We start from the raw sequence: 25259 nt of genomic DNA on the forward strand, positions 1-25259 counted from the left end.
CTCAAGCCTCCTTCAACTTGGCAGCGGCATCATGGATGGCCGCGCGGATGCGAGGATAGGTGCCACAGCGGCAAAGGTTGCCTTGCATCGCATCGTCGATGTCTTCGTCCGTTGGGGCCGGGTTTTCAGCCAGTAGCGATGCGGCCTGCATGATCTGGCCCGACTGGCAGTAACCACATTGGGCCACTTGGTGGTCAACCCAGGCCTTCTGGATCGTTGCCATGGCGTCAGGCGTGCCAAGCCCCTCGATCGTGGTGACATCACCCCAAACATCCGAGAGCGCTACCTGGCAGGACCGCACGGCCTCACCATCAATATGAACGGTGCAGGCACCGCAGGCAGCCACACCACAGCCGAACTTGGTACCGGTTAGTCCAACCTCATCACGCAGAACCCATAACAAGGGCACATCATCAGGCAGATCAACCTGATGGGTCTTTCCGTTGATCTTAAGGGCCGTCGCCATGGCGCACCTCTCTTAGCTTTGGCTGGTTTCTGACATAATTAATGAAATGTGTCAGCTTGTCAATTGACAAAATGAACAAGAAGTGTCAGAGGTTCTCGCATGACGAGTGTAAGTGAAGATTCCAAGACAGCGGCCATTCTGAAATCGGCATTTCAGGCCTTTGCGACCTATGGGTTTAAGAAAACTTCGATGGATGACATTGCCAAAGGGGCAGGGATGTCCCGGCCTGCGGTCTATCTGCATTTCAAGAATAAAGAGGCCATCGTTCGCGAACTGACGCAGTTTTATTATGGCGAGAAAGTTACCCTAGTCGCTGAAGCCTTGGCCAGCGAAGGTCCTTTGCCTCAGATCCTCGCTCAGGCGATCGAGGCGCAATCAAACGGGATGGCTGAAATTTTGGCCTCACCTCATGGGCTTGAAATGCTGGACGCAACCAAATCCATGTCGACGGATATCGTTCAGGAGGGCGAGGCCAAATTGACGCGACTTTACGCCGAATGGTTACGGCGCGAGGATGCGGCAGGTCGCGCGCATTTGCCTGTCGGCCCGGATGAGGCCGCAAAGACAATCACCACATCGCTGAAGGGCGTCAAGATGACAGCCTCCAGCGCTGAAGAGTTCGAACAAGGCATTTCGCAATTGGCCACGCTTTTGGGCGCGGCGCTTGAGGTCAGGTGACGCGCTGACGGATTTTGTATTCCGGTTTGTCCCACAGCTTGTTGGTTATGATATCGGCCAGAATTTGGGCGGCCTGTTCTACATCCCCTTCATCGACATATAGCGGTGTGAAGCCAAACCGCATGATATCGGGCGCTCGGAAATCGCCGATCACGCCACGCGCGATCAAAGCCTGCATGGCAGCGTATCCTTCATCAAAATGAAACGATACTTGACTTCCGCGCTGGGCTGGATCGCGGGGGCTTGCGAGTGTCAATCCCGGGCAGGTAGCCTCAACCCGGGTAATGAATAATTCGGTCAATTCGATTGACTTGGCGCGCACATCGGCCATTTCAGCCATGTCCCAGATATCCATCGCTGCCGACAGCGCTGCCATCTGAATGACCGGAGGGGTTCCGACCCGCATCCTCTCGATTCCCGCGCCGGGGCGATAGTCGAGATCGAAGGCAAAGGGGGCTTCATGCCCCAACCAGCCCGAAAGCGCCGGGCGCACGCGATCCGACAGACGCGGAGCGACATAGACGAACGCTGGCGCGCCGGGACCGCCATTGAGGTACTTATACGTGCAGCCAACAGCGAAATCCGCGTTGCAACCGGACAGATCGACCGGGATTGCCCCCGCAGAATGGGCAAGGTCCCAGACGGTCACGACACCGTTCGCGTGGGCCAGTTCGGTCAAAGCCTTCATGTCATGCATACGGCCGGAGCGATAATCGACCTCGGTCAGCATCAGAACGGCGACCTCTTCGGTGATATGTGCAGCGACGTTTTCGGGATCGACCACGCGCAGTTCGTAATCCGTCCCCAGTGATCGCAACAGCCCATCTGCCATGTAAAGATCCGACGGGAAGTTGCCGTTGTCCGACAGGACCACCTTGCGGGTCGGGTTCAGCTCCAGCGCTGAGGCGACCGCCTGATAAACCTTGATCGACAGAGTATCGCCCACCACGACGCTGCCGGGCTCTGCCCCGATCAGCCGTCCGATCCGATCCCCCAGGCCGGTCGGCATACCCATCCACCCGGCTTTGTTCCAGCCGGTGATCAGCAACTGACCCCATTCGTCCTTCATCATGCTTCCGACACGGTCACCGGCTGATTTCGGCAACGGGCCCAGAGAGTTACCGTCGAGATAAAGAACACCCTCGGGCAGGTGAAACATGGATTTGGTTTTGGCGAAATCGGTCATGGCGAGGCTTTGTCTTTCTGAATCAGTCAGGTTGTAACTGGCTATCTGATACCGTTGTGTCTGTCTATTGGTGCGGGTTGTCCAGCGCCCTGGGTCGATGCGACACCCTGCGCTTTTGCCAATGCGGTCAGAAAACGATAGGAGAGCGATCAGAAGCGACATCTGCCACCATGTGTCGCCGCGTGAAGGGACAGCCATGCGCCTGATCGACATACCACCTGTTTGGCTTGTGGGCTTTGCCTTGCTCGCCTGGGTCCAGGCCCGCGTGTTGCCGCTGGGGTTGTCTCTGGATGGGGCGGTGACAGATCTGCTCAGCGGCATACTAATCGGTGGCGGTATCATTCTGGCCGTGATGGCGGTAATCGAGTTCCGCCGGCACAAAACCACGGTCTTTCCGCACGAAACACCCTCGACCATGGTGCAGACCGGGATTTATAAGCGCAGCCGCAATCCAATCTATGTGGGTGATGTGTTGATCCTGACCGGGCTGATCCTGCGTTTTGACGCGGTGTTGTCGCTGGTGCTGATCCCGGTTTTTGTCTGGGTGCTGGAACGCCGCTTTATCATACCCGAGGAAGACCGTCTGCGCCGCACATTCCGCGCCGATTTCGCCCGGTATGAACGCAAGACCAGACGATGGATATAAGGGTGTGGTCATCATGACACAGCGTCATAATTGCTGCGCTTGCGAAATAATCTTGCGCAGGATACATGTCTGCTTGTCATTCTATGCTGAACACCCACCTGGCCTGAATCAAAAATTAGGGGGAACCGACTGGTGAAAATTGGGACGCCAAAGGAAACGTACAAGGGCGAGAACCGGGTCGCGATGACTCCGGACTCGGCTGTGCAGTTGCAGAAACTGGGCTATGAGTGCCTGATCGAAAAGGGCGCAGGCGCTGCTGCGGGGTTTTCGGACGCCGCTTATGAAGCCGCAGGCGTTGAGGTCATGAAGACCGCCGCCTCGCTTTGGAAGGCGGCGGATATTATTGCCAAGGTGCGTCAGCCCGATGCCACCGAACTGAAGCGTCTGACCAAGGATAAGACCCTGATTTCCTTCTTTAACCCGGCTGGGAATGAAGATGGGATGGAGGCCGCCAAATCCAAGGGCGCGACCGTGATCGCGATGGAGATGGTCCCGCGTATCTCGCGCGCGCAGAAGATGGACGCGCTGTCTTCGATGGCCAATATCGCCGGGTACCGTGCTGTGATCGAGGCAGGCAACAACTTTGGCCGTTTCTTCACCGGTCAGGTGACGGCGGCCGGTAAGGTGCCGCCTGCCAAGGTGCTGATCGTTGGTGCTGGTGTGGCTGGTCTGGCCGCGATTGGGACCTCAACCTCGCTGGGTGCGATCACCTATGCATTCGACGTGCGCCCCGAAGTGGCCGAGCAGGTCGAATCCATGGGGGCTGAGTTCGTCTATCTGGATTTTGAGGAAGAACAGCAGGACGGTGCATCGACTGGTGGCTACGCATCGGTCCAGTCGGAAGAATTCCGCAACGCCCAGCTTGCCAAGTTCCGGGAACTGGCACCCGAGATGGACATCGTCATCACCACGGCGCTGATCCCCAACCGTGAGGCACCTGAGCTTTGGACCAAAGATATGGTCGAGAGCATGAAGCCGGGTTCGGTCATTGTCGACCTTGCAGCGGAAAAGGGCGGTAACTGTAAACTGACGGTGCCGGATGAGAAGATCGTGACCGACAATGGCGTGACCATTATCGGCTATACCGACTTCCCCAGCCGGATGGCGGCGCAGTCATCGTCTCTTTACGCGACCAATATCCGTCACATGATGGCTGACCTGACACCCGAGAAGGACGGCAAGGTCAATCACGACATGGAAGATGACGTGATCCGTGGCGCGACCGTGACCCATGAGGGCGAGATCACCTTCCCGCCACCGCCGCCCAAGGTGCAGGCGATTGCGGCACAGCCTAAGGCCGAGGTCAAGGAACTGACACCGGAAGAGAAAAGGGCGCAGGAAATCGCGGCCTTCAAAGCGCAGACCAAGCAACAGTTCACGTTGCTGGGCGTCGGCGGTGCGTTGATGTTGCTGGTGGGGTTGATCGCTCCGGCCAGCTTCATGCAGCATTTCATCGTTTTTGTGCTGGCGATCTTTGTGGGCTTCCAGGTGATCTGGAATGTCAGCCATAGCTTGCACACACCACTGATGGCGATCACCAACGCGATCTCTTCGATCATTATCGTTGGAGCCTTGATGCAGATCGGATCGGGGTCGTTCCTGGTCATTCTGCTGGCGGCGCTGTCGGTCTTCATGGCCGGAATCAACATCTTCGGCGGCTTCCTCGTAACCCGGCGCATGCTCGCCATGTTCCAGAAATCTTAAGGAGGCCGGGCAAATGGAATTTGGCTTCACTACTGCCGCCTATGTCGTTGCGGCTGTCCTTTTCATCCTGTCTCTGGGTGGATTGTCGAACCAGGAAAGCGCCAAGCGGGCGGTCTGGTATGGCATTGTTGGTATGGCGCTCGCGGTTTTTGCGACGCTGGTTGGTCCGGGTTCAGGCCTGTGGCTGCTGTCGTTGCTGCTGATCGCGGGCGGTGGTCTGATCGGTCAGTACGTGGCGCAACGTGTGCAGATGACCGAGATGCCACAGCTTGTAGCCGCGATGCACTCGCTAGTGGGTCTCGCGGCTGTGTTCGTGGGATTCAATGCCCATTTCGAGATCGGCAATGTGGCGCAAGTCATGGCGATTGCTGACAGTGCGTCTCAGGCAGACCTGTCCGATCTGGGGGCGTTCGCCAAGCTGATCGCGAAGAAGACCGCGGCCGAACTGGCGATCCTGCATGTTGAGCTGTTCCTCGGTATCTTCATCGGTGCGATCACCTTTACTGGATCGGTCGTGGCTTATGGCAAGTTGGCGGGCAAGGTGACCTCGGCGGCGACCAAGCTTCCGGGCGGTCATGCTCTGAACGCGGGTGCGGCTGCTTTGTCGTTCATCTGCCTGATCTGGTACACCAATACGGGCGGTTTCTTCCCGCTGTTCCTGATGACGCTGGCAGCGCTGTTCATCGGCTATCACCTGATCATGGGCATCGGCGGGGCCGACATGCCGGTGGTTGTGTCGATGCTGAACAGCTATTCGGGTTGGGCGGCTGCGGCCATCGGCTTCTCGCTAGGCAACGACCTGCTGATCGTGGTTGGTGCATTGGTGGGCTCGTCTGGTGCGATCCTGTCCTACATCATGTGTAAGGCGATGAACCGTCACTTTGTCAGCGTGATCTTAGGTGGCTTTGGTGGCCCGCAAGGCGAGCAGATGGCTGTTGAGGGCGAGCAGATTGCCATTGAGGCAGATGGCGTAGCTGCAGCGCTGAATGACGCAGATAGTATCGTCATCATCCCCGGCTACGGCATGGCCGTGGCGCAGGCGCAGCAGTCGGTGTCCGAGCTGGTCCGCAAGCTGCGCGCCAAGGGCAAGAACGTGCGCTTTGCGATCCACCCCGTTGCCGGTCGTCTGCCGGGCCACATGAACGTGCTGCTGGCCGAGGCGAAGGTGCCGTATGACATTGTTCTGGAGATGGACGAGATCAACGACGACTTCCCGGATACGGATGTGGCCATCGTGATTGGCTCGAACGATATCGTGAACCCTGCGGCGCAGGAAGACCCGAACAGCCCCATCGCCGGGATGCCGGTGTTGGAATGCTGGAAAGCCAAGCAGGTGTTTGTGTCCAAGCGTGGTCAGGGCACCGGCTATTCGGGCATCGAGAACCCGCTGTTCTTCAAGGAGAACACCCGCATGTTCTATGGCGACGCCAAGGCTTCGCTCGACAAGCTGTTGCCCATGATCGATTGATCAGAAGGGACAATCTGATTGCAAAGGGCGCCTGAGGGCGCCCTTTTCTTTTGTGATGAGATGGGGGCTTGCCTCCAACCCCCTCAAGGTTTTTTAGCCATATGAAGCAAGCGGGCTGTGTTAAACTTGGCGAGTGTTCGGGATAGTCGGAGGCAGACCATGCAGAAGGTAAATGGAATTGGCGGGATATTCTTTCGGGCCCGTGATCCGCAGGCGTTGAGTGCTTGGTATGAGAAGCATTTGGGCGTCAATCACTACGATCCTGTGCCCTGGAAGCAGCGGGAAGGATATACGGTGTTCGCACCCTTTGCGCAGGACACCGAGTATTTTGGCCGCTCCGAGCAGCAGTGGATGATCAATTTTCGAGTTGATGACCTGAACGCGTTGATCGACCAATTAAAGATCGCCGGAATCACCGTCGAGACGAACCCGGAGTGGGACAGCGAGGTCGGGAAATTCGCCCGCATCCACGATCCTGAAGGCAATCCCATCGAGCTATGGGAGCCGAATCAATAAGATAGCGGGATTGTATACCGTTGTATCCTTGTAAGTAATTGAAATAAATAAACAATTGATGTTGTGTCGGTCTGCCTTATAGTGCCGGTGATACACCGGAGCCTTACATGACGCCCATAGACAATCATCCGCTTCGCTATGCGCTGGCCAATGAACTGCATGCACGCCCATTTCCGGTTGCACCCTTACCCAGCACGGTTGTGTTTCTGGCGATCAAGAAGCCCAAAGAAGCGGTTACGCGCGATCGTGGCGAGGATATGGCCCACCTGATCAATCTGCTGGATCGCCACGGCGCGCAGCACCCTCAGCCAGAGGCCACTCACTACGCGGGTCAGATCGGGCGTCATTGGCTGAAATGGGAACAACATACCGAGTTTGTGACCTATACCGCGATCACTCCGAATGTCAGTGAACGTGCATTCAATCCGGCAGACTTTGAGGTGTTTCCTCCAGACTGGTTGAAGGCGAGCCCGGGGCAGCGGGTGACATCGGCCTTAATTCGCGTCGTCGAGTACGAGGGAGATGAGGCGGCAAAGGCTTCGCTGGCTCAGTGGTTCGAGCCGGAAAGCCTAGCAGTGGCGCGGGTGCTGGATGATGCTGCGATCTGCGCTTGTGATTTCCGAATTGATCCGGCGGGGCATATGCGGCTTGCGATGTTTGTCAAGAAAGGCACCGGGCGGCGTCGGACCGGGCGGATCGTTCAGCGGCTGTGCGAGATTGAGACCTACAAGGCAATGTCGATGCTGGGATTTGCACGGGTCAAGCAATTGATGCCGCGCATCGGCGAACTGGATGGTCAATTGACCCGCCTGATGGGGCAGATGTCCGACGAAACAGCCCACCCGGACGAATTGTTGCCGGATCTTCTGTCTACCTCGATCGAGCTTGAGACACTTTCGGCACGGTGTTCTTTTCGGTTCGGCGCCACGGGTGCCTATGAGGCGATTGTCAATCAGCGCATCGAAGTGTTGCGTGAACAAAGATTCAATGGACGTCAGAGTTTTGCCGATTTCATGATGCGTCGTTATGACCCCGCGATGCGGACGGTGAAATCAACCGAGCGACGTTTGCAGGCCTTGTCCGACAGGGCTATTCGCGCCGGCGACCTGTTGCGTACCCGTGTCGATGTCGAACGCAGCGCTCAAAATCAGGCTCTGCTGGAAAGCATGGACCGGCGTGCTGATCTGGCCCTTCGATTGCAGCACACAGTCGAGGGATTATCTGTGGTGGCGATCAGCTACTATGCGGTGTCTCTGGTCAGCTACTTGCTATACCCACTGACGCAGGCCGGGATTAGCAAAGGGATGCTGACGGCAATTGTGACCGTGCCTGTCATCCTTGCCGTTTGGTTCGGGGTGCGCCAGATCCGGAAGCGAATTGAATAAGCGGTCTATGCCGGGCGACGAATGATCTGTAGAACGGGTGGCGTTTGGCAGATTTTATGAGGATTCCCTGTGATCGGTATTGTTGCGGCGTGGCGGGCTGTGGCCGCCATGTTTATCCTGAACGGTGCGCTGTTCGGCATCTGGGCATCGCGCATACCTGCGGTTCGGGACAGGCTGGATCTGACGCACGAGGCGCTAGGGCTTGGTTTGCTGTTCATGGCTGCAGGGGCCGTGTGTTCGTTTCCGATCACAGGCCGTTTGACCGACAAGTTTGGGGCAGTGGCGATCACGCGGGTTATCGCGGTTCTCTATACCTTTTCCCTGATTCTTTTGGCTCTCGCCGGCGGGTTCTGGTCGCTTGCGGCGTTTCTGTTTGTGTTCGGAGCTTTCCATGGCTCGATGGATGTTGCGATGAACGCCTGGGCGGCAGAGGTCGAACAGGCCTATGACAAACCGGTCATGTCGTCCTTTCACGCGATGTGGAGCCTTGGAGCCGGGCTGGGGGCGCTCAGCGGATACGGTGCCGTGCAGATGGGGCTGTCGGTGTTGCAACATTTTCTGCTAGCAGGTGGCGTTGTCGTCGCGCTTGCGCTTGTTTTGTCTTGGGTACGCTGGACTTCGAAACGATCGGCTTCGAAACCTGGATCGGTGTTCGCTTTGCCATCGGGTGCCCTGATCCTTGTGGGTTTCACAGCGCTGTGCGGCGCTTTGGGCGAAGGGGCTGTTGCGGATTGGAGTGCGATCTTCCTGCGCGATGTCACCGGTGCGGCTGAGAGTATCGCGGCGTTGGGCTATGCGGTCTTCTCGGTCACGATGGTTGCGTTCCGGCTTGCGGGCGGGGTGGTGATCGCGCGTTTCGGGCCTGTTGCAACAGCACGATTTGGCGGCGTTTGCGCCGCGCTGGGCGTGTTTGGCGTGGTATCGGCGGGAGGGGCAGGATTGGCTTTGGCAGGTTTTGCTCTGATGGGAGTGGGCTATGCGGTAATCATGCCTCTGGCCTTTAGCCGTGCGGCCAACGACCCGCATGTCCCGCCCGGACAGGCGATCGCAAGCGTCGCGACTTTGGGGTACGGAGGGTTGTTGATCGGGCCGCCTCTGATCGGATTTCTGGCCGAGTTGATGACGCTGAGATTTGCCTTTGCAGTTCTTTTACCGCTGGCCGTTCTGATCATCGTATTGGCCGGCGCGCTGAAGCGCGCCGACTAAGTTCGCTTAACGTCCGCGAATACGTGGATCCAGCGCATCGCGCAGGCCGTCACCCAGATAATTTACACTGAGGACGGTTAGTGAGATCGCCAGTCCGGGCCAGAACACGCGCTCGGGGTATTGCTGCAGATAGTCGACGCCATCGAAGAGCAGCCGACCCCATGTCGGGAAGTCCGGCGGAAATCCGAGGCCGAGGAAGGAAAGCGCGCTTTCGGTGATGATCGCAGTTGCAATCCCCAGCGTGGCCGACACCATGATCGGAGACAGAACATTCGGCAGGATGTGCCGGGTGATGATCTGGCCATTGCTGGTGCCGATGGACCGGGCGGCCAGAACGAACTCACGCTCTTTGATCGCCAGCACATCGCCGCGCACGATCCGCGCTGTGGGCATCCATGAGGTGATGCCGATGGCGCAGACGATCAGGATGAAGATTCCACGCTCTAACCCGAAGGCGGCAGATAGCGGCTCGCGGAAGAGCAGCATCATGACCAGCAGCAGCGGTAGCAACGGCAAGGCCAAGAACAGATCCGTCAGGCGCATCAGTGGGCCATCCAGCCGTTTGAAGAACCCGGCCAGAACACCGATGAACGAGCCCAGAAACAGCGCCAACAGCATCGCGGTGATGCCGACTGACACCGATGTCTGACCGCCTGACATCATGCGAGCTAGGATATCGCGGCCCAACTGGTCGGTGCCAAAGGGATGCGCCCAACTGGGGCCCTGATTGCGCGAACGGATGTCGATCTGAGTGGGGTCGATGCTCCATAAGTATGGGCCCAGATAGACGCCTGCGACGATGAAGATGAACAGAATCGCTCCGATCATCGCGCCTTTGTGGGTCTTGAACTGATCCCAGACATCGCGCCATTGGCTCCGCGGTGGGGTGGCCAGTTCTTCCATCACATCGGTGGTTGGCAGCGCTGTCGAGGCGGGCGCAAGCCCTTCGTCCGGGACCAGTGTATCGGTACGATCATGATCAGTCATAACGAATCCTCGGGTCCAGAATGCCATAGAGAACGTCGGCGATCAGATTGAACAGGACGATCAGCACGGCAAAGATGAAGGTCAGGGTTTGGACCATCGGCAAGTCATTGGCCTGAATAGCCCCGATCAGCAACTGGCCGATTCCGTTCACTTTGAACACCTGCTCGGTAATGATCGCTCCGCCGAAGATGGCCGGAATACCCAGCGCGATAACGGTGACCACAGGGATCATCGAGTTGCGCAGGACGTGGACCATGACGACCGTGTATTCGCTGAGGCCCTTGGCGCGGGCGGTGCGGACATAATCCTGATTAAGGTTGTCCAGCATCGAGGCGCGCATGAATCGGCTGAGCTGTGCGGTGATCTGCAGAGCCAGAACCATGACCGGCATGATCATCTGTTTCAGCTGTACAACAAAGCTGTCCCAGCTATTGACCACATGGGTAGTGTCATAGATCGACGGGAACCACCCAAGCTGGACTGAGAAGATCACGATCACCAATACGCCCGAGAAGAACGGCGGTACCGAGAAGCCGACCATCGACACGAATGTGCCCATTTGGTCGAACCAGGAATACTGGCGATAGGCCGAATAGATACCGATGGGCAGGGCGATCAGGATGGCGACTACATAAGCGGTGCCAACAACCCACAGGGTCTGCGGGATGCGCTGAACGACGATGTCCATGACGGGTGAGCGGGTCTGCCACGAAATCACGCGCAGGTCACCTTCGGAGAAGGTTGTACCAAAGATCGAGTCGACCAGAACCTGCGGTTCGATCCAGAAGAACTGCACGATCCATTTCCAGAACCGGATATGCATCGGCTGACCGAGGCCCAGTGCCTCGCGCATCTTCTCTTTGACTTCGGGGGGGACGGTAAGTGGAACCTGCGCCATCGGATCGCCGGGTGCGAGTTCGAGGAGCAGGAAGATGACGAGGCTGATGAACAGTAGCGTGGGAACGGCCAGCACCAGTCGTCTGATGGTAAAGTTGAGCATTAAGAGGCGCCTTTATATGCGTCTTCTTGTTGGAGTGGTCTGCAAATGACCGCGCCCCGATATGGGTCGGGGCGCGGTTTTGCAAGATTAACGCTTAGGAACCGGTCTTGCGGTACCAGTCCGCAATGTTCCACAGCTCGCTGTCCCAAACGTTCAGGACAACGCCACCCAGCGTGTTGGCGTGTGCCGACAGACGACCACGGTGCACCAGCGGGATCATGCCGCCATTTTCAACCATGATGTCGTTCAGCTGACGCGCGATCTGTGCGCGCTCATCCGCACCTGCGGTTTCGGCCAGCTTGCCATGCAGCTTGTCGAACTCTTCGTTGCAGAAACGGCTGATGTTCTCGCCCTGCCACTGGCTTTCAGGCTTGGGTGCCTTGTCGCACAGGCCGTTGCCCAGATAGGACTGCGGGTCAGTGCCGTTGAAGGTGTTGGCATACATTTCAACGTCGGCATAGAACTTCTGGAAGGTGTCAGGCGAACCCGGATCACCACCAAAGAAGACCGAAGCATTGATGTTGCGCAGCTCAGTTTCGATACCGATTTGGCTCCACCATTCTTTGATCAGCGCCTGGAAGTCCTGGCGAACTGCGTTGGTAGAGGTCTGGTAGACAATCTTCAGCGGTACACCGTCTTTTTCACGGATGCCATCGCCATCGGAATCTACGATACCCGCGTCATCCAGAAGCTTCTTGGCACCTTCGATATCCTGAGTATCGCAGCTGAATGTGTCGGAATTCACCGCGGCAGGCGCAGGTACCCAATTGCAGGTAACCTTACCGGCCTGACCGTAGCCGATTTCAACCAGCAGCGGCCGGTCGATGGCCAGCGACATGGCCTTGTAAACAGCAGGGTCCTGCAGGAACGGGTGCGGATGCTTTGCAGTCGAACGCTCGCCCTCCGGCAGATCTGGCGACGGGTTTGTCTGGTTCAGCATGATGCGTTCCACCAGCGGGCCGAAGCCTGCGACCGGAGTACCTTTGCCGCCTTCCTGCATCTGCGCGATCACTTCAGGCGCAAGCTGCAAGTTCCAGGCATAGTCAAATTCGCCGGTTTCCATGACCGCACGACCAGCAGCAGTTGCATCACCACCACCTTTGAATGTCACCGTTGCGAACGCAGGCTTTGCCGGGTCACGGTAGTTATCATTGGCCTTGAAAGTGATCACGTCATTCGGCTTGAACTCGGTGACAACAAATGGGCCTGTGCCGATCGGGTTAAAGTTCTGCTCGGTGCATTCGGGCGCTTTGGCTCCCATGCAATCCGCGAACTGTGCCGCCTGGATGATCGGGCTCTCACCACCCACGAACGGACCGTAAGGGAACGGGGTCGGCGCATCGAATGTGACTTTGACGGTCAGATCATCGACAGCCTCGACATTGGTGACACCTTCAAATTTGGTCACCTGAGCACAACCGCCTTCTGGGTCCATGCAATAGTTTGCAGTGAACACAACATCAGCGGAGGTGAATGGCGTGCCGTCTGACCAGGTGATTCCCGGCGCGATTTTCCAAGTGATCGAGGTCAGGTCTTCGCTGACGCCACCATTTGCAACTGTCGGAATTTCAGATGCCAGGAACGGAACCATTTCGCCATCTTGATTGTACCGGGCGAGCGGCTCAATCACTAGCGACGCGGACTCCACATCCTTGGTGCCACCCGAAAGGAACGGGTTCAGGATCGATGGGGCTTGCCAGTAAATGATGCTGACATTGCCGTCCGATCCACGCTCGGCCATGGCCATCGGGGCCATTGCCGTGCTTGCAATCGCACCAAGCAAAAGGGTTTTGATTTTCATCATACACTCCATGTTGGACACATACGTGTCTCGATTATCTCCGCGATGCCCGCGGGTTAGGCGTGGCCGTCAAAAGGGATAAGGATTTGGAATCAAACGGAAACGATTGTATCGCCTTCGTGTATTCAGACCTCTCCCCAGAACGGTTACGCGGCGTATCGAAACAGAGTTTTGGAAAATTGCAAGCCTTGCCTTGCGAAATTTGACCTATCGGTTTGACTTTTCACATCTGCCCGCCTTAGCGTTTGGCACCCAATCCGAAAAGCCGCCAAGGGGAGAGCGCGCGTGCTGGATCAGCCAATTGCCCAGATCAAAAAACTGCGGGTCGAATTTCAAACTAAAGATGGCCCGGTGGTGGGCGTCGAGGACGTCTCGTTCGAGGTTAATCCAGGCGAAACCGTCTGTATCGTGGGCGAATCGGGGTCGGGCAAATCAGTCTCATCTCTATCGCTGATGCGCTTGGTCGAGTTCGGCGGCGGTGAAATTGCTGGCGGACAACTGCTTTTTGATCGCCGCGGCGGCGAGGAAATGGATCTGTCCCACGCCGATCAAGATCTGATGAAGCAGATTCGCGGAAATGAGATCGGAATGATCTTTCAGGAGCCGATGACGGCCTTGAACCCGGTTTTCACCGTCGGACGGCAGCTCACCGAAGGATTGCGAATCCACAAGGACATGAACAAAGCGCAGGCCGAAGAGCGCGCGCTGGAACTATTGCGTCAGGTGCGCATCCCCGAGCCCGAGCGACGTTTAAAGCAATATCCGCATGAACTGTCCGGTGGCATGCGCCAGCGTGTGGTGATCGCCATGGCCATGGCGTGTGAGCCTCGCCTGCTGATTGCGGATGAACCCACTACTGCATTGGATGTGACCATCCAGGCCGAGATTCTGGCGCTGATGGACCGCCTCAAACGCGAGACCGGAACGGCGGTGATGTTTATCACCCATGACATGGCTGTGGTCGCGCAGATGGCGGACCGCGTGGTGGTTATGTTCCGCGGCAACAAGGTCGAGGAAGGCACCGTCAAAGAAATCTTCGAAAACCCGCAGCACGATTACACCAAGGCGTTGCTGGCGGCGGTTCCGAAATTGGGCGAGATGCAGGGTAAAGCCGCGCCCGAGCCAATGAAACTGCTGGGTGAGGAAGGCCAGAAGATCGCTCCGATCCCGGGTACGAACGAAGTGTTGCTGACGGTCAAGAACCTGACCACGCGATTTGCGGTGAAAGGCGGATTGCTGCGCCGGACCATCTCGAACGTGCATGCAGTCGAAGATGTCTCGTTCACGCTGAACCGGGGGCAGACTCTCAGCCTCGTTGGCGAATCTGGGTGTGGCAAGTCGTCGGCAGGGCGCTCGATCCTGCGATTGGTGGAGCCGATGGCGGGTGAGGTTGATCTGGACGGTGTCGACATCATGAAGCTGGACCAGGCCGGCCTGCGCAAAGCGCGGCTGGACATGCAGATGATCTTTCAGGATCCGTTCGCCTCGCTGAACCCGCAGATGCAATTGGTTGATCAGGTCGCCGAACCGATGCGGAACTATGGGGTTGCGTCGGGGTCAGAACTGCAGGACCGCGTGGCGCAACTGTTCGACAAAGTGCAACTGCCGCGCAGCTTCATGCGCCGCTTCCCACATGAGATGTCGGGTGGTCAGCGGCAACGGATTGCGATTGCGCGAGCACTGGCGCTGAATCCCAAGCTAATCATCGCGGATGAGGCCGTTTCGGCGCTGGACGTCTCGGTTCAGGCGCAGGTGCTGAACCTGATGATGGAGCTGCAGTCCGAGCTTGGCCTCAGCTATCTGTTCATCAGCCATGACATGGCGGTGGTCGAGAGGGTCAGTCACCATGTCGGTGTGATGTATCTGGGCCGCATTGTCGAACTGGGCCCGCGTGCTCGGGTTTTTGAGAACCCACAGCACCCTTATACGCAGGCACTGATGAAGGCGGTACCAATTGCCGACCCGAACAAGCGCAAGTCGGAAAAAGACTTGAACTTCAAACCGATCCCGTCGCCAATTCATCCGATTGGATACGCGCCCGAACCCTCGCAATACAACGAGGTTGAACCGGGCCATTTTGTTTTGACCACTGACAGCGGATATTGACCCTCATGGCTGAGCGCCTGTCTCCGCTAGAGATCATGACTAAGCTGATCTCATTCCCGACTGTCAGTCGCGATACGAATTTACCGCTGGTGGATTGGGTCGAGGCGTATCTGCAAAGCCACGGGATCGAACCGCATCGTTGGCCTGATCCGGATCAGCCGCATAAGGCGGCTCTGTTCGCGCATGTCGGCCCGTGGGAAGAGGGCGCGATTGTCCTATCAGGTCACACTGATGTTGTTCCCATCGATGGCCAGCCTTGGGACACCGATCCATTTGTCGTGACCGAGAAAGATGGCAAGCATTTCGGGCGTGGCACCTGCGACATGAAGGGCTTTGACGCGCTGGCGATCTGGGCCTTGGTCGAGGCGCATCACGCTGACACCAAACGCCCCCTGCAACTGGCGTTGAGCTTTGATGAAGAGGTTGGCTGCACCGGCGCGCCGCCGATGATCGCCCACATGCAGGAGGTTCTGCCCAAAGGATCAGCCGTGATTGTGGGCGAGCCGTCGATGATGCAGGCCGTCACCGGCCATAAGGGCGGGTTTGGCTTTGACACGCATGTGGTGGGGTTCGAAGTTCACAGCTCAATCATGCACACAGGCGTCAATGCGATCATGGAGGCCGCGCCGCTGATCAATTGGGCCAATGATCGGAACGCCGAGAATATGGCGGCGCAACCTTCAGACATTGCGTCAGTGTTCGATCCGCCTTGGACTACCTGCCATGTTGGTATGATCGAAGGCGGAACCGCGCATAATATCACTGCCAAAGACTGTCGCTTCATGATGGATTTCCGCACCGTTCCGGACGATGAAAAATCGGTCTGGCAGAAGGCCTATTTCGATAAGGTTCGTGAAGTCGAGGCGCGGATGCAAGCGGTTCATCCCGACGCCCGGATCGAGCTGTCCGAGCATTTTTCGATCCCAGGTCTTGTGCCTGAAGAAGATGGCGAGGCTGAGACGCTGGTGCGCGCGCTCACCGGTGACAATGCGACACATGTGGTAAGCTATGGCACCGAGGCGGGGCAGTTTCAGGAAGCTGGTTATTCCGCTGTTATCTGCGGCCCAGGTGATATCGCGCAGGCCCATCAGCCGAATGAGTTCATTACGATTTCTCAATTCAACGCAGGTCAAAAATTTATGGAGCGTCTGGTAAAGAGGCTCTGCGAATAACATCTCAAAGGAGAGGTTAAAGATGCCCGTCAAGAACCGGCTCGCCGAAATGCATGGCGAGATCACCAAATGGCGCCGTCACCTGCATATGCATCCCGAGCTGATGTACGATGTGGAAGAAACGGCAGGGTTTGTGGTCGACCGACTGAAGGAGTTCGGTGTGGATGAGATCACGCCCGGCATCGGCAAGACTGGCGTGGTTGCCGTCATCAAGGGACGTCGGGATACGCTAGGCCGTGTTATCGGGCTGCGTGCCGACATGGATGCGCTGCCCATTCAAGAGGCGACGGGGCTGGACTATGCTTCGACGGTTTCTAGTAAGATGCATGCCTGTGGTCATGACGGTCATACCTCGATGCTGTTGGGCGCCGCGCAGTATCTGGCCGAGACGAGGAATTTTGACGGTACTGTTGTTTTGATTTTCCAGCCTGCCGAAGAAGGCGGGGCAGGTGGTCTGGCCATGTGTCAGGACGGGCTGATGGAGCGCTGGGGTATTCAGGAAGTCTATGGCATGCACAACATGCCGGGAATGCCGGTTGGTGAGTTTGCCATTCGACCAGGCGCATTGCTGGCTTCTTCGGATGAATTCGAAATTGTTGTAACGGGTAAAGGCGGTCATGCTGCCGCCCCGCATGAGGCGGTAGATACAACGCTGATTGCGTCGCACATTGTTGTAGCTTTGCAATCAGTGGTGTCGCGTACCGTGGACCCTATCAAAAGGGTGGTGCTGACCGTCGGGACTTTTGAAACCGATAGTGTGGCCTCGAATGTGATTGCCCATACGGTGCGGTTGCGGGGAACTGTTCGCACACTTGACCCAGAATATCGAAAGGTCGCTGAAGAACGCGTGCGCCGGATCGCCGAAGACACTGCCTCGGCCTTTGGAGCTTCGGCTAAGATGACGTGGACACCGGGCTATCCGGTGACGGTGAATTCGGACGATGAAACCATCTATGCTGCTGAGGCCGCGCAGGCCGTGGCAGGCAAGGTCAATGACAGCACCGATCCAATCATGCCGTCAGAAGATTTTGCTTACATGCTTGAAGAACGGCCCGGAGCCTACATCTTTATCGGAAACGGGGACACGGCCATGTGCCATCACCCGGAATACAACTTCGACGACGACGCCATTCCCGCCGGTTGCAGCTGGTTTGCTGAGCTGGTGGAACGACGATTACCCGTCGCCTGATTTGGGAGGATCAGATGCCAATCAAGAACCGACTTGCCGAAATGCACGAAGAAATCACCGGTTGGCGGCGGGATATTCATCAACACCCTGAGATCCTCTATGACACCCACCGCACCAGCGCCTTGGTGGCTGAAAAGCTGAAAGAGTTCGGTTGCGATGAGGTTGTGACGGGCATTGGCCGCACCGGTGTTGTTGGCGTCATCAAGGGCAAGACCGACACGCAGGGTCGTGTGATCGGCCTGCGTGCCGATATGGACGCGCTGCCGATGCAGGAGCAGACGGGCCTTGATTATGCCTCGAAAACCGATGGCGCCATGCATGCCTGTGGCCATGATGGCCATACGGCGATGGTGTTGGGCGCGGCGAAATACTTGTCTGAGACGCGGAACTTCGACGGCACGGCCATTGTGATTTTCCAACCAGCGGAAGAAGGCGGCAATGGGGCCGAGGCGATGTGCAAAGACGGTCTGATGGATCGGTTCGGCATTCAGGAAGTCTATGCCATGCACAATGTGCCAGGTGTGCCGACGGGGCAGTTCGCGATCCGGTCTGGCCCGCTGCTGGCGGCTGCGGATGAGTTCGACATTCATCTGGAAGGTCGAGGCGGCCACGCGGCGAAACCGCATGAAACAATTGATACTACAGTGATGTTGTCGCAACTGATCGTGGCACTTCAGACCATCGTGTCGCGTAACGCGGACCCTATTTTACAGGCGGTTCTGTCTGTGACTTCGGTCGATACCTCATCCAAAGCGTTCAATGTGATCCCTCAATCGGCGCAGGTGCGCGGTACTGTACGAACGCATTCGAACGAAATGCGCGACCTGATCGAGACGCGGCTAAGCGAGGTGGCTGAGGGTATTGCTGAAACCTTCGGTGGCACTGTCAAAGTCTCCTACACGCGTGGAGTTCCGGTGACGATCAACGCCGAAGAACAGACGGAATTTGCCGCTGAGGCCGCCATTTCCGTAGGTGGCAGCTGTGATGAAGCGCCGATGGTGATGGGGGGCGAGGATTTCTCGTTCATGCTGGAAGAACGCCCCGGGGCCTTCATCGTGCTGGGCAATGGCGACAGCGCCGGGCTGCACCACCCTGAATACAATTTCAACGATGAGATCATCCCGATGGGATGCTCATGGTTTGCCGAAATGGTCGAGCGCCGGATGCCGGCGGCTTGAATTAGGAGAGAGAAGACATGCCAGTTAAGAACCGCTTTGCCGAATTGCAGGCCGAAATCACCGAATGGCGACGGGATATTCATGAAAACCCCGAGATTCTGTTTGAAACCCACCGCACCAGTGCTTTGGTCGCGGACAAACTGAAAGAGTTCGGCTGCGACGAGGTCGTTACCGGGATCGGTCGCACCGGGGTTGTCGGTGTGATCAAGGGCAAATCAGACTCGAGTGGCAAAGTCATCGGTCTGCGTGCTGATATGGATGCGCTGCCGATTCACGAGGCGACGGGGTTGAATTACGCCTCGAAAACCGATGGGGCGATGCATGCTTGTGGCCATGATGGACATACGGCGATGCTGCTCGGGGCGGCGAAATACCTTTCGGAAACGCGTAATTTTGACGGCACTGTAGTGGTCATCTTCCAGCCCGCTGAAGAAGGTGGCGGCGGTGGTCGCGAAATGTGCGAAGACGGCATGATGGCGCGCTGGAATATTCAGGAAGTCTACGGCATGCACAACTGGCCGGGCCGTCCGGTCGGCAGTTTCTCGATCCGTCCGGGTTCGTTCTTTGCCGCGACCGATCAGTTCGACATCACCTTTGAAGGACGCGGTGGCCACGCCGCGAAACCGCAGGAGACCGTGGATACAACCGTGATGACGGCGCAGGCGGTTCTGGCGCTGCAGACGATTGCCTCGCGTAATGCTGATCCGATTGATCAGGTGGTGGTATCGGTGACGTCGTTCGAGACTTCTTCGAAGGCGTTCAACGTGATCCCGCAAACGGTGCAGATCAAAGGCACCGTACGCACCATGAGCAAAGAGATGCGCGATCTTGCCGAGAAACGGATCAACGAGATTTGCGCAGGAGTTGCAGCGACCTTTGGTGGCACGGCGGATGTGACCTATATTCGTGGCTATCCGGTGATGGTGAACAGTGACGAGCAGACCGATTTCGCGGCCGAGGTGGCGAAATCGGTCTCGGGCAGCTGTGACGAGGCGCCCCTTGTCATGGGGGGTGAGGATTTTGCCTTTATGCTCGAAGAGCGTCCGGGGGCTTATATTCTGGTGGGCAATGGCGATACGGCCATGGTTCATCATCCCGAGTATAATTTCAACGACGAGGCCATTCCTGCCGGGTGTAGTTGGTGGGCCGAGATTGTTGAGCAGCGGATGCCTGCTGCTTGATCGGAAGGGTGGGGGCTCTGCCCCCACACCCCCGAGGTATTTTTAGCCAGATGACGAGGGATCGGTGTGTTTTGTCAGCCGAGAGACAGGCGGGAGCAGAGCGTTTCGATCACCGCATCCAACGCCGAACTCTGTGTTTTCACGCAGGCATCGGCTGCCATTCGAGCGGTGTGCAGTTCGGCTTTGTCCGACAGCCAGAGGGTGACAGCATCTGACAATGCGTTGGCCGAGTTGATCCGGACGGCGCCGCCCGTTTTGATGAGCGGCTCAAATGTCTCGGCAAAATTGAAATAACCAGGGCCGGTGATCACCGCAGCCCCCGCCTGAACCGGTTCGAACGGGTTGTGGCCGCCGATCTCTTTCAGCGACCCCCCCAGGAAAACAATGGGGCAGAGGGCGTACCAGGTTCCAGTTTCACCCAATGTATCCGCGACATAGACCTGTATGTCTGATGCTATCTGTTGGTCAGCGCTGCGTCGTGCATGCGAAAGACCAGCATCACTCACCAATTTAGCAACGTCGTCTCCACGCTCCGGATGGCGAGGGATCAGCAGCAATAGCAGGTCGGGCCAGCGCTGCAGCAACGCTTTGTGGGCTGCCAGAACCGTTTCTTCTTCCCCTGTATGGGTCGAACTGGCAATCCACAGCGGGCGACCATCTATCTGCGCTTGGGTTTTGGTCAGGACATCCTGATTTACGGGCAGCGGGTCAGACATGGCCTTGAGGTTGGTGCCGGGTTGGACGCGCTCAGCATCAGCGCCCATGGTGATCAGGTTATCGGCTGTTTTAGAGTTTTGCGTTAGGAATACCTTGAAATGATCCAGAATGAAGCGCGCAGTGTTCGGGCGCTTGTTCCAACTGTCCACTGATTTGTCAGATAGCCGGGCATTCAAGAGCGCCAGTGGCGTGGCGCGATTGGCGGCCTCTACGATCAGGCGGGGCCAGATTTCACTTTCTACAAAGATGCCTGCATCGGGTTTCCAGTGGCCCAGAAACTCGCGCACCGGAGCGGCGCTGTCCAATGGCGGATATTGGTGGCGCGTCCGGGCAGGCAAGCGCTTAGCAATCAACGTCGCCGAGGTCGGGGTGCCTGAGGTGATGAGAAACTCAGCATTCGGCAGGCGCTGCCCCAGACGGTTGATCAGGCTTAGAACCGACAGGCTTTCACCCACACTGGCCGCGTGAAACCAGATCAGCTGCCCATCTGGGCGCGGCAAACTGGCATGGCCAAGCCGTTCTTGCTGGCGGCTTTCGGGAACACCCGCAGCGTGCAGTTTGTTGCGTACTTTTCGCCAAATCAGGGGTTCGGCAATAGATATGAGACCGCAGTACAGTTTGTACAGCAGCGTTGGCTGCGCGGGTGTGCCGGGCATCTCAGCCGCCCGTATGACTCATGTGGCGGCTCATCTGACCGTCGACGGCTTGCCGGGAATAGTCGAAATCATGGCCCTTGGGCTTGAGGTTGATGGCTGCACGGATCGCGTCTTCCAACGGTTTCTCGGTATCGGGATGATCGCGCAGGGGTGCGCGCAGATCAGCCATATCTTCCTGGCCAAGGCACATGTAGATCTCACCAGTGCAGGTCAGGCGCACGCGGTTGCAGCTTTCGCAGAAGTTATGGCTGAGTGGCGTTATGAAACCGATCTTTTGACCGGTCTCTTCAAGCCTGACATACCGCGCCGGACCACCTGTCCGTTCGGCCAGATCAGTGACCGTATAGTGGTTCTGGTATTCCTTGCGGACGTCTTTGAGCGACCAATACTGATCCAGCCGGTCTTCGTTGCCTATGTCGCCCATGGGCATCACCTCGATCCAGGTCAGATCCATATCACGTTCGGCACACCATTCGGTGATCTTGGGTAGCTCGGGCTCGTTGAACCCTTTCAGAGCGACAGCGTTGATCTTGATCCGCAGGCCAGCCTTTTGTGCTGCGTCAATGCCGTTCAGCACCTGTTTCAGGCGGCCCCATCGGGTGACTTTGGCAAATTTGTCTTCATCCAGCGTATCGAGCGAGACATTCACGCGCCGCACGCCCGCTGCGAAAAGATCATCCGCAAATCGGTGCAATTGTGATCCGTTGGTTGTCAGCGTCAGCTCCTTCAGGGCGCCGCTGTCCAGATGTCGGGTCATGCTGTTGAAGAATGACATGATGTTTCGCCTAACCAGTGGTTCGCCCCCGGTGATGCGCAATTTCTCGACGCCCAAATTGACGAAAGTCGTGCACATACGATCCAACTCTTCCAGAGTCAGAAGGTCTTTCTTGGGAAGAAACTTCATATCTTCGGACATGCAGTAAACGCAGCGGAAATCGCAGCGATCCGTAACGGAGACGCGAAGATAGGTGATGGCGCGGGCAAACGGGTCTATAAGCGGAGCTGTCATGGCTCATAGGTAAAGCGGAGGCATGTTCGCGGCAAGTGCCATCTGCGTTTTGGACTGGTACAGTTAGGCGCAGCGCTCTAGGTTTTGTGTTATGAAATATGCTTTGGTTTTAGCTTTTAGCCTCGTTGCCGGTTGCGATGCCGTTCGGTCCACGACGGATCGGGTGTTCGGAAGTTCATCCAACGAGACGGCGGCTGAACCCGTTACAGCAGAGGCGACGGAGGTAACTCCTGAGCCTGTGGCTGCCGCAGGGTGGTCTGGCGCCAAAACGACCGTTGCCGGGCTGGGCGATCCCAACACACCGGGGCGCTGGTTGCAGACGCCTCTGGTGCAAACTGAAATCAACGGCCGCGTGGTTGTGCCGCGCACGGGTGCGCAGGCCTATGTCACGCTTGTTCCCGCACCAGGCCCCGAAGGCGGTGGCGGACGGCTGTCGCTTGAAGCCATGCGCGCGCTGTTGGTGCCATATGACGAGTTGGTGGAACTGGAAGTCTATTCCGACTGAGCGCGCAGGTATTTCCCAGCCTCTTTGCGGGCAAAGGGTTTCATGTTTGCGCCGTGCGTTTCCAGAAACGCGACTACGCGCTCTGGATCATGCTTTGACAATTCGCGCAGCCACCATGCGATGGCCTTCTGGATAAACCATTCCCGATCGGAGACATACGTGGCAGCCCAGCCGAGTATACGGTCGCGACATGCCAGGTCTTCCGGTTTGGGATGGTTCTGTTTGGTCCAGGGCAAGGTGGCGACCAGCGCGGCGCGTTTGGTCCACATGTGGCCCGACGTGGTCCAACGTTCGACCTGATCCAGCCGGGTTGGATCAGCCGAAAGACGCTTTTGTATCGCCATACAGGCATGATCGGCCACGGCCCAGGCGTCAAAATCCGGTAGCCAGCTTTGCAGCAGGTCCCACACCGCGTCATCCGGTCGGATACGGGCTTGGGTCAGCAGCTTTGCTGCCGCGACCCGCGCCTCGTGAATGTTGGTCTGCCACAACCCATCGGCGACGGAGAAGCGGTCAGCGACCTCAAGTTCGCGTCGCCACGCCTTGGTCAGATCGTTCAGAACCGGGTTCGGAACACCCAGATAGGGGCGGTCTACCTTGTGATAGGCCGCCACCTGTTCTGCGCGTTCGGGATCGGCATGGGCTTTGATCTGCTCAAGATAGGCTTGCATACCTGATCACTCAACCGTGACGGATTTTGCCAGATTACGGGGCTGATCAACATCTGTGCCTTTGGCCACCGCCGTGTGGTAGGCTAGCAATTGCGCGGGCACCGAATAGAGAATCGGGGCAAGGCTGGTGTGCACATGTGGCATACGGATCGTGCTCCAAACTCCATCTTCTGCCTCAGCGATACCGTCATCATCCGAGACAAGGATAACCTTGCCCTTGCGCGCCATCACCTCCTGCATGTTCGAAACTGTCTTGTCGAAAACTGCGTCGCGCGGGGCCATGACAACAACCGGCATATGCTTGTCGATCAAGGCGATGGGGCCGTGCTTCAACTCACCCGAGGCATAGCCTTCAGCGTGAATATAGCTGATTTCCTTGAGTTTCAGCGCGCCTTCCATCGCCAGCGGGTACATGAGGCCACGGCCCAGGAACAGCACGTCGCGCGCCTCGGACAGGCGCTGGGCAGATTGGCGAATAGCGTCATTTTGATCCAGCGCAGCATTCAGAACAGTCGGCAAACCGCGAAGGGCGGCCGCGTGATCGGCGATCTCTTCATCGCTAAGCGTGCCTCGATCTGCAGCGGCCTTGAGGGCAAGCATCAGCAACACGCTAAGCTGACAGGTGAACGCCTTGGTCGAAGCAACACCGATCTCAACACCCGCATGGATCGGCAACGCCACATCGCTTTCGCGCTCAATCGAGCTTTCCGCGACATTCACGACCGAGACAATCTTGTCCGCCTTGCCCTCGCAATAGCGCAGGGCAGCAAGCGTGTCGGCGGTTTCGCCCGACTGGCTTACAAACAACGCCAACGTCCGGTCCGAGATTGGAGGCTCGCGATAGCGGAACTCGCTGGCGATATCGACTTCAACCGGCATCTTGGCCAACTGTTCGAACCAGTATTTTGCCGTCAGGCAAGCATAGAATGCCGTGCCGCAAGCCACCATGGTCAGACGGTCCAGCTTGGTGAAATCCAGACCGTCGCCGGGTAATACAACCTGATCGCCTCCGGTCGGAAGATACGAGCGGATGGCTTCGGCCACCACAACAGGCTGCTCGGCAATTTCCTTGGCCATATAATGCTTGTGGCCGCCTTTGTCGGCACGGGTCTGATCGATTTGAATCTGCCGAATTTCGCGGTTGGCAAGCTCTCCCGATTCGGTTCGAATCTCAAGCGACGTGCGGGTCAGAACCGCACGATCGCCTTCCTCAAGATAGGTGATGCGATCCGTCAGGGGGGCCAGCGCGATTGCGTCAGACCCGACAAACATCTCACCGTCGCCGTGACCAATTGCAAGGGGCGAGCCCTTGCGCGCCGCAACAATCAGGTCTTCTTGACCGTCGAACAGAAAGGCGAGCGCAAAGGCGCCCTTAAGCCGATCAATGGTTTTAAACGCGGCGTCGACCGGAGACAGCCCTTCGGACATGTAGCGTTCCGTCATCAGGGCGACGGTTTCAGTGTCGGTATCCGTCACGAAACCGACCCCATTCTCGGCCAGTTCGGCCCGCAGTTCACGATAGTTTTCAACGATGCCGTTGTGCACTACGGCGACAGGCCCGGCCTTGTGCGGATGTGCATTGTTAACCGATGGGGCACCATGGGTGGCCCAGCGTGTGTGACCGATACCGGATTTACCTGGAAGGGGGTTATGAACCAGAAGGTCGCTTAGGTTCACCAACTTGCCGACAGCCCTCCGACGGCCCAATGCTCCATCGTTCACAGTCGCGATACCGGCGCTGTCATAACCGCGATACTCAAGCCGCTTCAGTGCTTCGACCAGGATAGGGGCAGCTTCGTGACTGCCCAGAACACCAACAATTCCACACATAA

Annotated in this window: 22 protein-coding genes; 13 read left to right on the top strand and 9 right to left on the bottom strand. The window is 57.6% G+C overall.

The genetic code is table 11. The features are described from left to right. Position 1: 1 nt before the first annotated feature. The gene (locus ACR0NE_RS12855) at positions 2-466 is read right to left on the bottom strand and encodes a (2Fe-2S)-binding protein (protein ID WP_170397127.1); all 465 of its coding nucleotides are present in this window, start codon (positions 464-466) and stop codon (positions 2-4) included. 99 nt (positions 467-565) lie between these two features. Here ACR0NE_RS12855 and ACR0NE_RS12860 point away from each other — a divergent pair, with 99 nt between their 5' ends. Continuing rightward, positions 566-1144: a TetR/AcrR family transcriptional regulator gene (locus tag ACR0NE_RS12860; protein ID WP_170397125.1), complete on the top strand. Its 579-nt coding sequence runs from the start codon at positions 566-568 to the stop codon at positions 1142-1144. Here the strand turns inward: ACR0NE_RS12860 and kynU are convergent. Then, positions 1137-2330, bottom strand: coding sequence for a kynureninase (gene kynU, locus ACR0NE_RS12865; RefSeq protein ID WP_170597038.1), 1194 nt, complete (start codon positions 2328-2330; stop codon positions 1137-1139). The genes ACR0NE_RS12860 and kynU overlap by 8 nt on opposite strands. A 196-nt stretch (positions 2331-2526) precedes the next feature. Between kynU and ACR0NE_RS12870 the strand changes: the two genes are divergently transcribed. From ACR0NE_RS12870 to ACR0NE_RS12895, 6 genes are all read left to right on the top strand, one after another. Beyond that, complete coding sequence (locus tag ACR0NE_RS12870; protein WP_170397122.1) at positions 2527-2976, top strand: methyltransferase family protein; 450 nt, start codon at positions 2527-2529, stop codon at positions 2974-2976. A gap of 132 nt (positions 2977-3108) precedes the next feature. Further along, positions 3109-4680, top strand: a complete 1572-nt coding sequence (locus tag ACR0NE_RS12875) for a Re/Si-specific NAD(P)(+) transhydrogenase subunit alpha (protein ID WP_170397119.1) — start codon at positions 3109-3111, stop codon at positions 4678-4680. A 13-nt stretch (positions 4681-4693) separates the two neighbouring features. Then, complete coding sequence (locus ACR0NE_RS12880; RefSeq protein ID WP_170597039.1) at positions 4694-6148, top strand: NAD(P)(+) transhydrogenase (Re/Si-specific) subunit beta; 1455 nt, start codon at positions 4694-4696, stop codon at positions 6146-6148. A 159-nt stretch (positions 6149-6307) separates the two neighbouring features. Then, entirely contained in the window at positions 6308-6664 is a 357-nt protein-coding gene (locus ACR0NE_RS12885; RefSeq protein WP_170597040.1) for a VOC family protein, read from the top strand. Positions 6665-6771: 107 nt separating this feature from the next. After that, positions 6772-8049 (top strand): DUF3422 domain-containing protein, encoded by a 1278-nt coding sequence (locus ACR0NE_RS12890; RefSeq protein ID WP_170597041.1) that lies wholly within the window; start codon positions 6772-6774, stop codon positions 8047-8049. Positions 8050-8118: 69 nt separating this feature from the next. Further along, positions 8119-9255 (top strand): MFS transporter, encoded by a 1137-nt coding sequence (locus tag ACR0NE_RS12895; protein WP_170397111.1) that lies wholly within the window; start codon positions 8119-8121, stop codon positions 9253-9255. Between the two features lie 6 nt (positions 9256-9261). On the opposite strand, the gene ACR0NE_RS12900 is transcribed toward ACR0NE_RS12895, so the two are convergent. The 3 genes from ACR0NE_RS12900 to ACR0NE_RS12910 form a co-directional block, all read right to left on the bottom strand. Next, complete coding sequence (locus tag ACR0NE_RS12900; protein WP_170397109.1) at positions 9262-10242, bottom strand: ABC transporter permease; 981 nt, start codon at positions 10240-10242, stop codon at positions 9262-9264. Then, on the bottom strand, positions 10235-11242 hold the full coding sequence (locus ACR0NE_RS12905; protein WP_170397107.1) for an ABC transporter permease: 1008 nt from the start codon (positions 11240-11242) through the stop codon (positions 10235-10237). The genes ACR0NE_RS12900 and ACR0NE_RS12905 overlap by 8 nt, the downstream gene beginning before the upstream one ends. A 94-nt stretch (positions 11243-11336) precedes the next feature. Further along, a complete protein-coding gene (locus tag ACR0NE_RS12910) occupies positions 11337-13043 on the bottom strand; it encodes a peptide ABC transporter substrate-binding protein (RefSeq protein ID WP_170404084.1) in 1707 nt (568 codons plus the stop codon). Between the two features lie 285 nt (positions 13044-13328). Between ACR0NE_RS12910 and ACR0NE_RS12915 the strand changes: the two genes are divergently transcribed. The 5 genes from ACR0NE_RS12915 to ACR0NE_RS12935 are packed head-to-tail and all read left to right on the top strand — an operon-like array spanning position 13329 to position 19869. Then, the gene (locus ACR0NE_RS12915) at positions 13329-15149 is read left to right on the top strand and encodes an ABC transporter ATP-binding protein (protein WP_170397103.1); all 1821 of its coding nucleotides are present in this window, start codon (positions 13329-13331) and stop codon (positions 15147-15149) included. A gap of 5 nt (positions 15150-15154) precedes the next feature. Next, complete coding sequence (gene argE / locus ACR0NE_RS12920) at positions 15155-16321, top strand: acetylornithine deacetylase (RefSeq protein ID WP_170597042.1); 1167 nt, start codon at positions 15155-15157, stop codon at positions 16319-16321. A 22-nt stretch (positions 16322-16343) separates the two neighbouring features. Continuing rightward, a complete protein-coding gene (locus tag ACR0NE_RS12925; protein WP_170597043.1) occupies positions 16344-17510 on the top strand; it encodes a M20 aminoacylase family protein in 1167 nt (388 codons plus the stop codon). Positions 17511-17524: 14 nt separating this feature from the next. Next, a complete protein-coding gene (locus tag ACR0NE_RS12930) occupies positions 17525-18688 on the top strand; it encodes a M20 aminoacylase family protein (protein ID WP_170597044.1) in 1164 nt (387 codons plus the stop codon). A gap of 17 nt (positions 18689-18705) precedes the next feature. Then, the gene (locus ACR0NE_RS12935; protein WP_170404069.1) at positions 18706-19869 is read left to right on the top strand and encodes a M20 aminoacylase family protein; all 1164 of its coding nucleotides are present in this window, start codon (positions 18706-18708) and stop codon (positions 19867-19869) included. A gap of 74 nt (positions 19870-19943) precedes the next feature. Here the strand turns inward: ACR0NE_RS12935 and ACR0NE_RS12940 are convergent, their stop codons facing one another. Both ACR0NE_RS12940 and moaA read right to left on the bottom strand, forming a co-directional pair. Then, the gene (locus tag ACR0NE_RS12940) at positions 19944-21242 is read right to left on the bottom strand and encodes a 3-deoxy-D-manno-octulosonic acid transferase (RefSeq protein ID WP_170597045.1); all 1299 of its coding nucleotides are present in this window, start codon (positions 21240-21242) and stop codon (positions 19944-19946) included. Position 21243: 1 nt separating this feature from the next. Further along, on the bottom strand, positions 21244-22251 hold the full coding sequence (moaA, locus tag ACR0NE_RS12945) for a GTP 3',8-cyclase MoaA (RefSeq protein ID WP_170511552.1): 1008 nt from the start codon (positions 22249-22251) through the stop codon (positions 21244-21246). A gap of 91 nt (positions 22252-22342) precedes the next feature. Between moaA and ACR0NE_RS12950 the strand changes: the two genes are divergently transcribed. Continuing rightward, the gene (locus ACR0NE_RS12950; RefSeq protein WP_170404060.1) at positions 22343-22756 is read left to right on the top strand and encodes a hypothetical protein; all 414 of its coding nucleotides are present in this window, start codon (positions 22343-22345) and stop codon (positions 22754-22756) included. On the opposite strand, the gene ACR0NE_RS12955 is transcribed toward ACR0NE_RS12950, so the two are convergent. After that, a complete protein-coding gene (locus ACR0NE_RS12955) occupies positions 22744-23427 on the bottom strand; it encodes a DNA alkylation repair protein (protein WP_170597046.1) in 684 nt (227 codons plus the stop codon). The two genes, ACR0NE_RS12950 and ACR0NE_RS12955, sit on opposite strands and share 13 nt — an antisense overlap. A 6-nt stretch (positions 23428-23433) precedes the next feature. Continuing rightward, complete coding sequence (gene glmS, locus ACR0NE_RS12960; protein WP_170597047.1) at positions 23434-25257, bottom strand: glutamine--fructose-6-phosphate transaminase (isomerizing); 1824 nt, start codon at positions 25255-25257, stop codon at positions 23434-23436. Positions 25258-25259 lie beyond the last annotated feature (2 nt).

The sequence above is a fragment of the Ruegeria sp. C9 genome, assembly GCF_056537585.1.

Coding starts and splice junctions, on each gene's coding strand:
- ACR0NE_RS12855 (WP_170397127.1), bottom strand. CDS start 466: ATGGCGACGGCCCTTAAGATCAACGGAAAGACCCATCAGGTTGATCTG.
- ACR0NE_RS12860 (WP_170397125.1), top strand. CDS start 566: ATGACGAGTGTAAGTGAAGATTCCAAGACAGCGGCCATTCTGAAATCG.
- kynU (WP_170597038.1), bottom strand. CDS start 2,330: ATGACCGATTTCGCCAAAACCAAATCCATGTTTCACCTGCCCGAGGGT.
- ACR0NE_RS12870 (WP_170397122.1), top strand. CDS start 2,527: ATGCGCCTGATCGACATACCACCTGTTTGGCTTGTGGGCTTTGCCTTG.
- ACR0NE_RS12880 (WP_170597039.1), top strand. CDS start 4,694: ATGGAATTTGGCTTCACTACTGCCGCCTATGTCGTTGCGGCTGTCCTT.
- ACR0NE_RS12885 (WP_170597040.1), top strand. CDS start 6,308: ATGCAGAAGGTAAATGGAATTGGCGGGATATTCTTTCGGGCCCGTGAT.
- ACR0NE_RS12890 (WP_170597041.1), top strand. CDS start 6,772: ATGACGCCCATAGACAATCATCCGCTTCGCTATGCGCTGGCCAATGAA.
- ACR0NE_RS12900 (WP_170397109.1), bottom strand. CDS start 10,242: ATGACTGATCATGATCGTACCGATACACTGGTCCCGGACGAAGGGCTT.
- ACR0NE_RS12905 (WP_170397107.1), bottom strand. CDS start 11,242: ATGCTCAACTTTACCATCAGACGACTGGTGCTGGCCGTTCCCACGCTA.
- ACR0NE_RS12910 (WP_170404084.1), bottom strand. CDS start 13,043: ATGAAAATCAAAACCCTTTTGCTTGGTGCGATTGCAAGCACGGCAATG.
- argE (WP_170597042.1), top strand. CDS start 15,155: ATGGCTGAGCGCCTGTCTCCGCTAGAGATCATGACTAAGCTGATCTCA.
- ACR0NE_RS12925 (WP_170597043.1), top strand. CDS start 16,344: ATGCCCGTCAAGAACCGGCTCGCCGAAATGCATGGCGAGATCACCAAA.
- ACR0NE_RS12930 (WP_170597044.1), top strand. CDS start 17,525: ATGCCAATCAAGAACCGACTTGCCGAAATGCACGAAGAAATCACCGGT.
- ACR0NE_RS12935 (WP_170404069.1), top strand. CDS start 18,706: ATGCCAGTTAAGAACCGCTTTGCCGAATTGCAGGCCGAAATCACCGAA.
- ACR0NE_RS12940 (WP_170597045.1), bottom strand. CDS start 21,242: ATGCCCGGCACACCCGCGCAGCCAACGCTGCTGTACAAACTGTACTGC.
- moaA (WP_170511552.1), bottom strand. CDS start 22,251: ATGACAGCTCCGCTTATAGACCCGTTTGCCCGCGCCATCACCTATCTT.
- ACR0NE_RS12950 (WP_170404060.1), top strand. CDS start 22,343: ATGAAATATGCTTTGGTTTTAGCTTTTAGCCTCGTTGCCGGTTGCGAT.
- ACR0NE_RS12955 (WP_170597046.1), bottom strand. CDS start 23,427: ATGCAAGCCTATCTTGAGCAGATCAAAGCCCATGCCGATCCCGAACGC.
- glmS (WP_170597047.1), bottom strand. CDS start 25,257: ATGTGTGGAATTGTTGGTGTTCTGGGCAGTCACGAAGCTGCCCCTATC.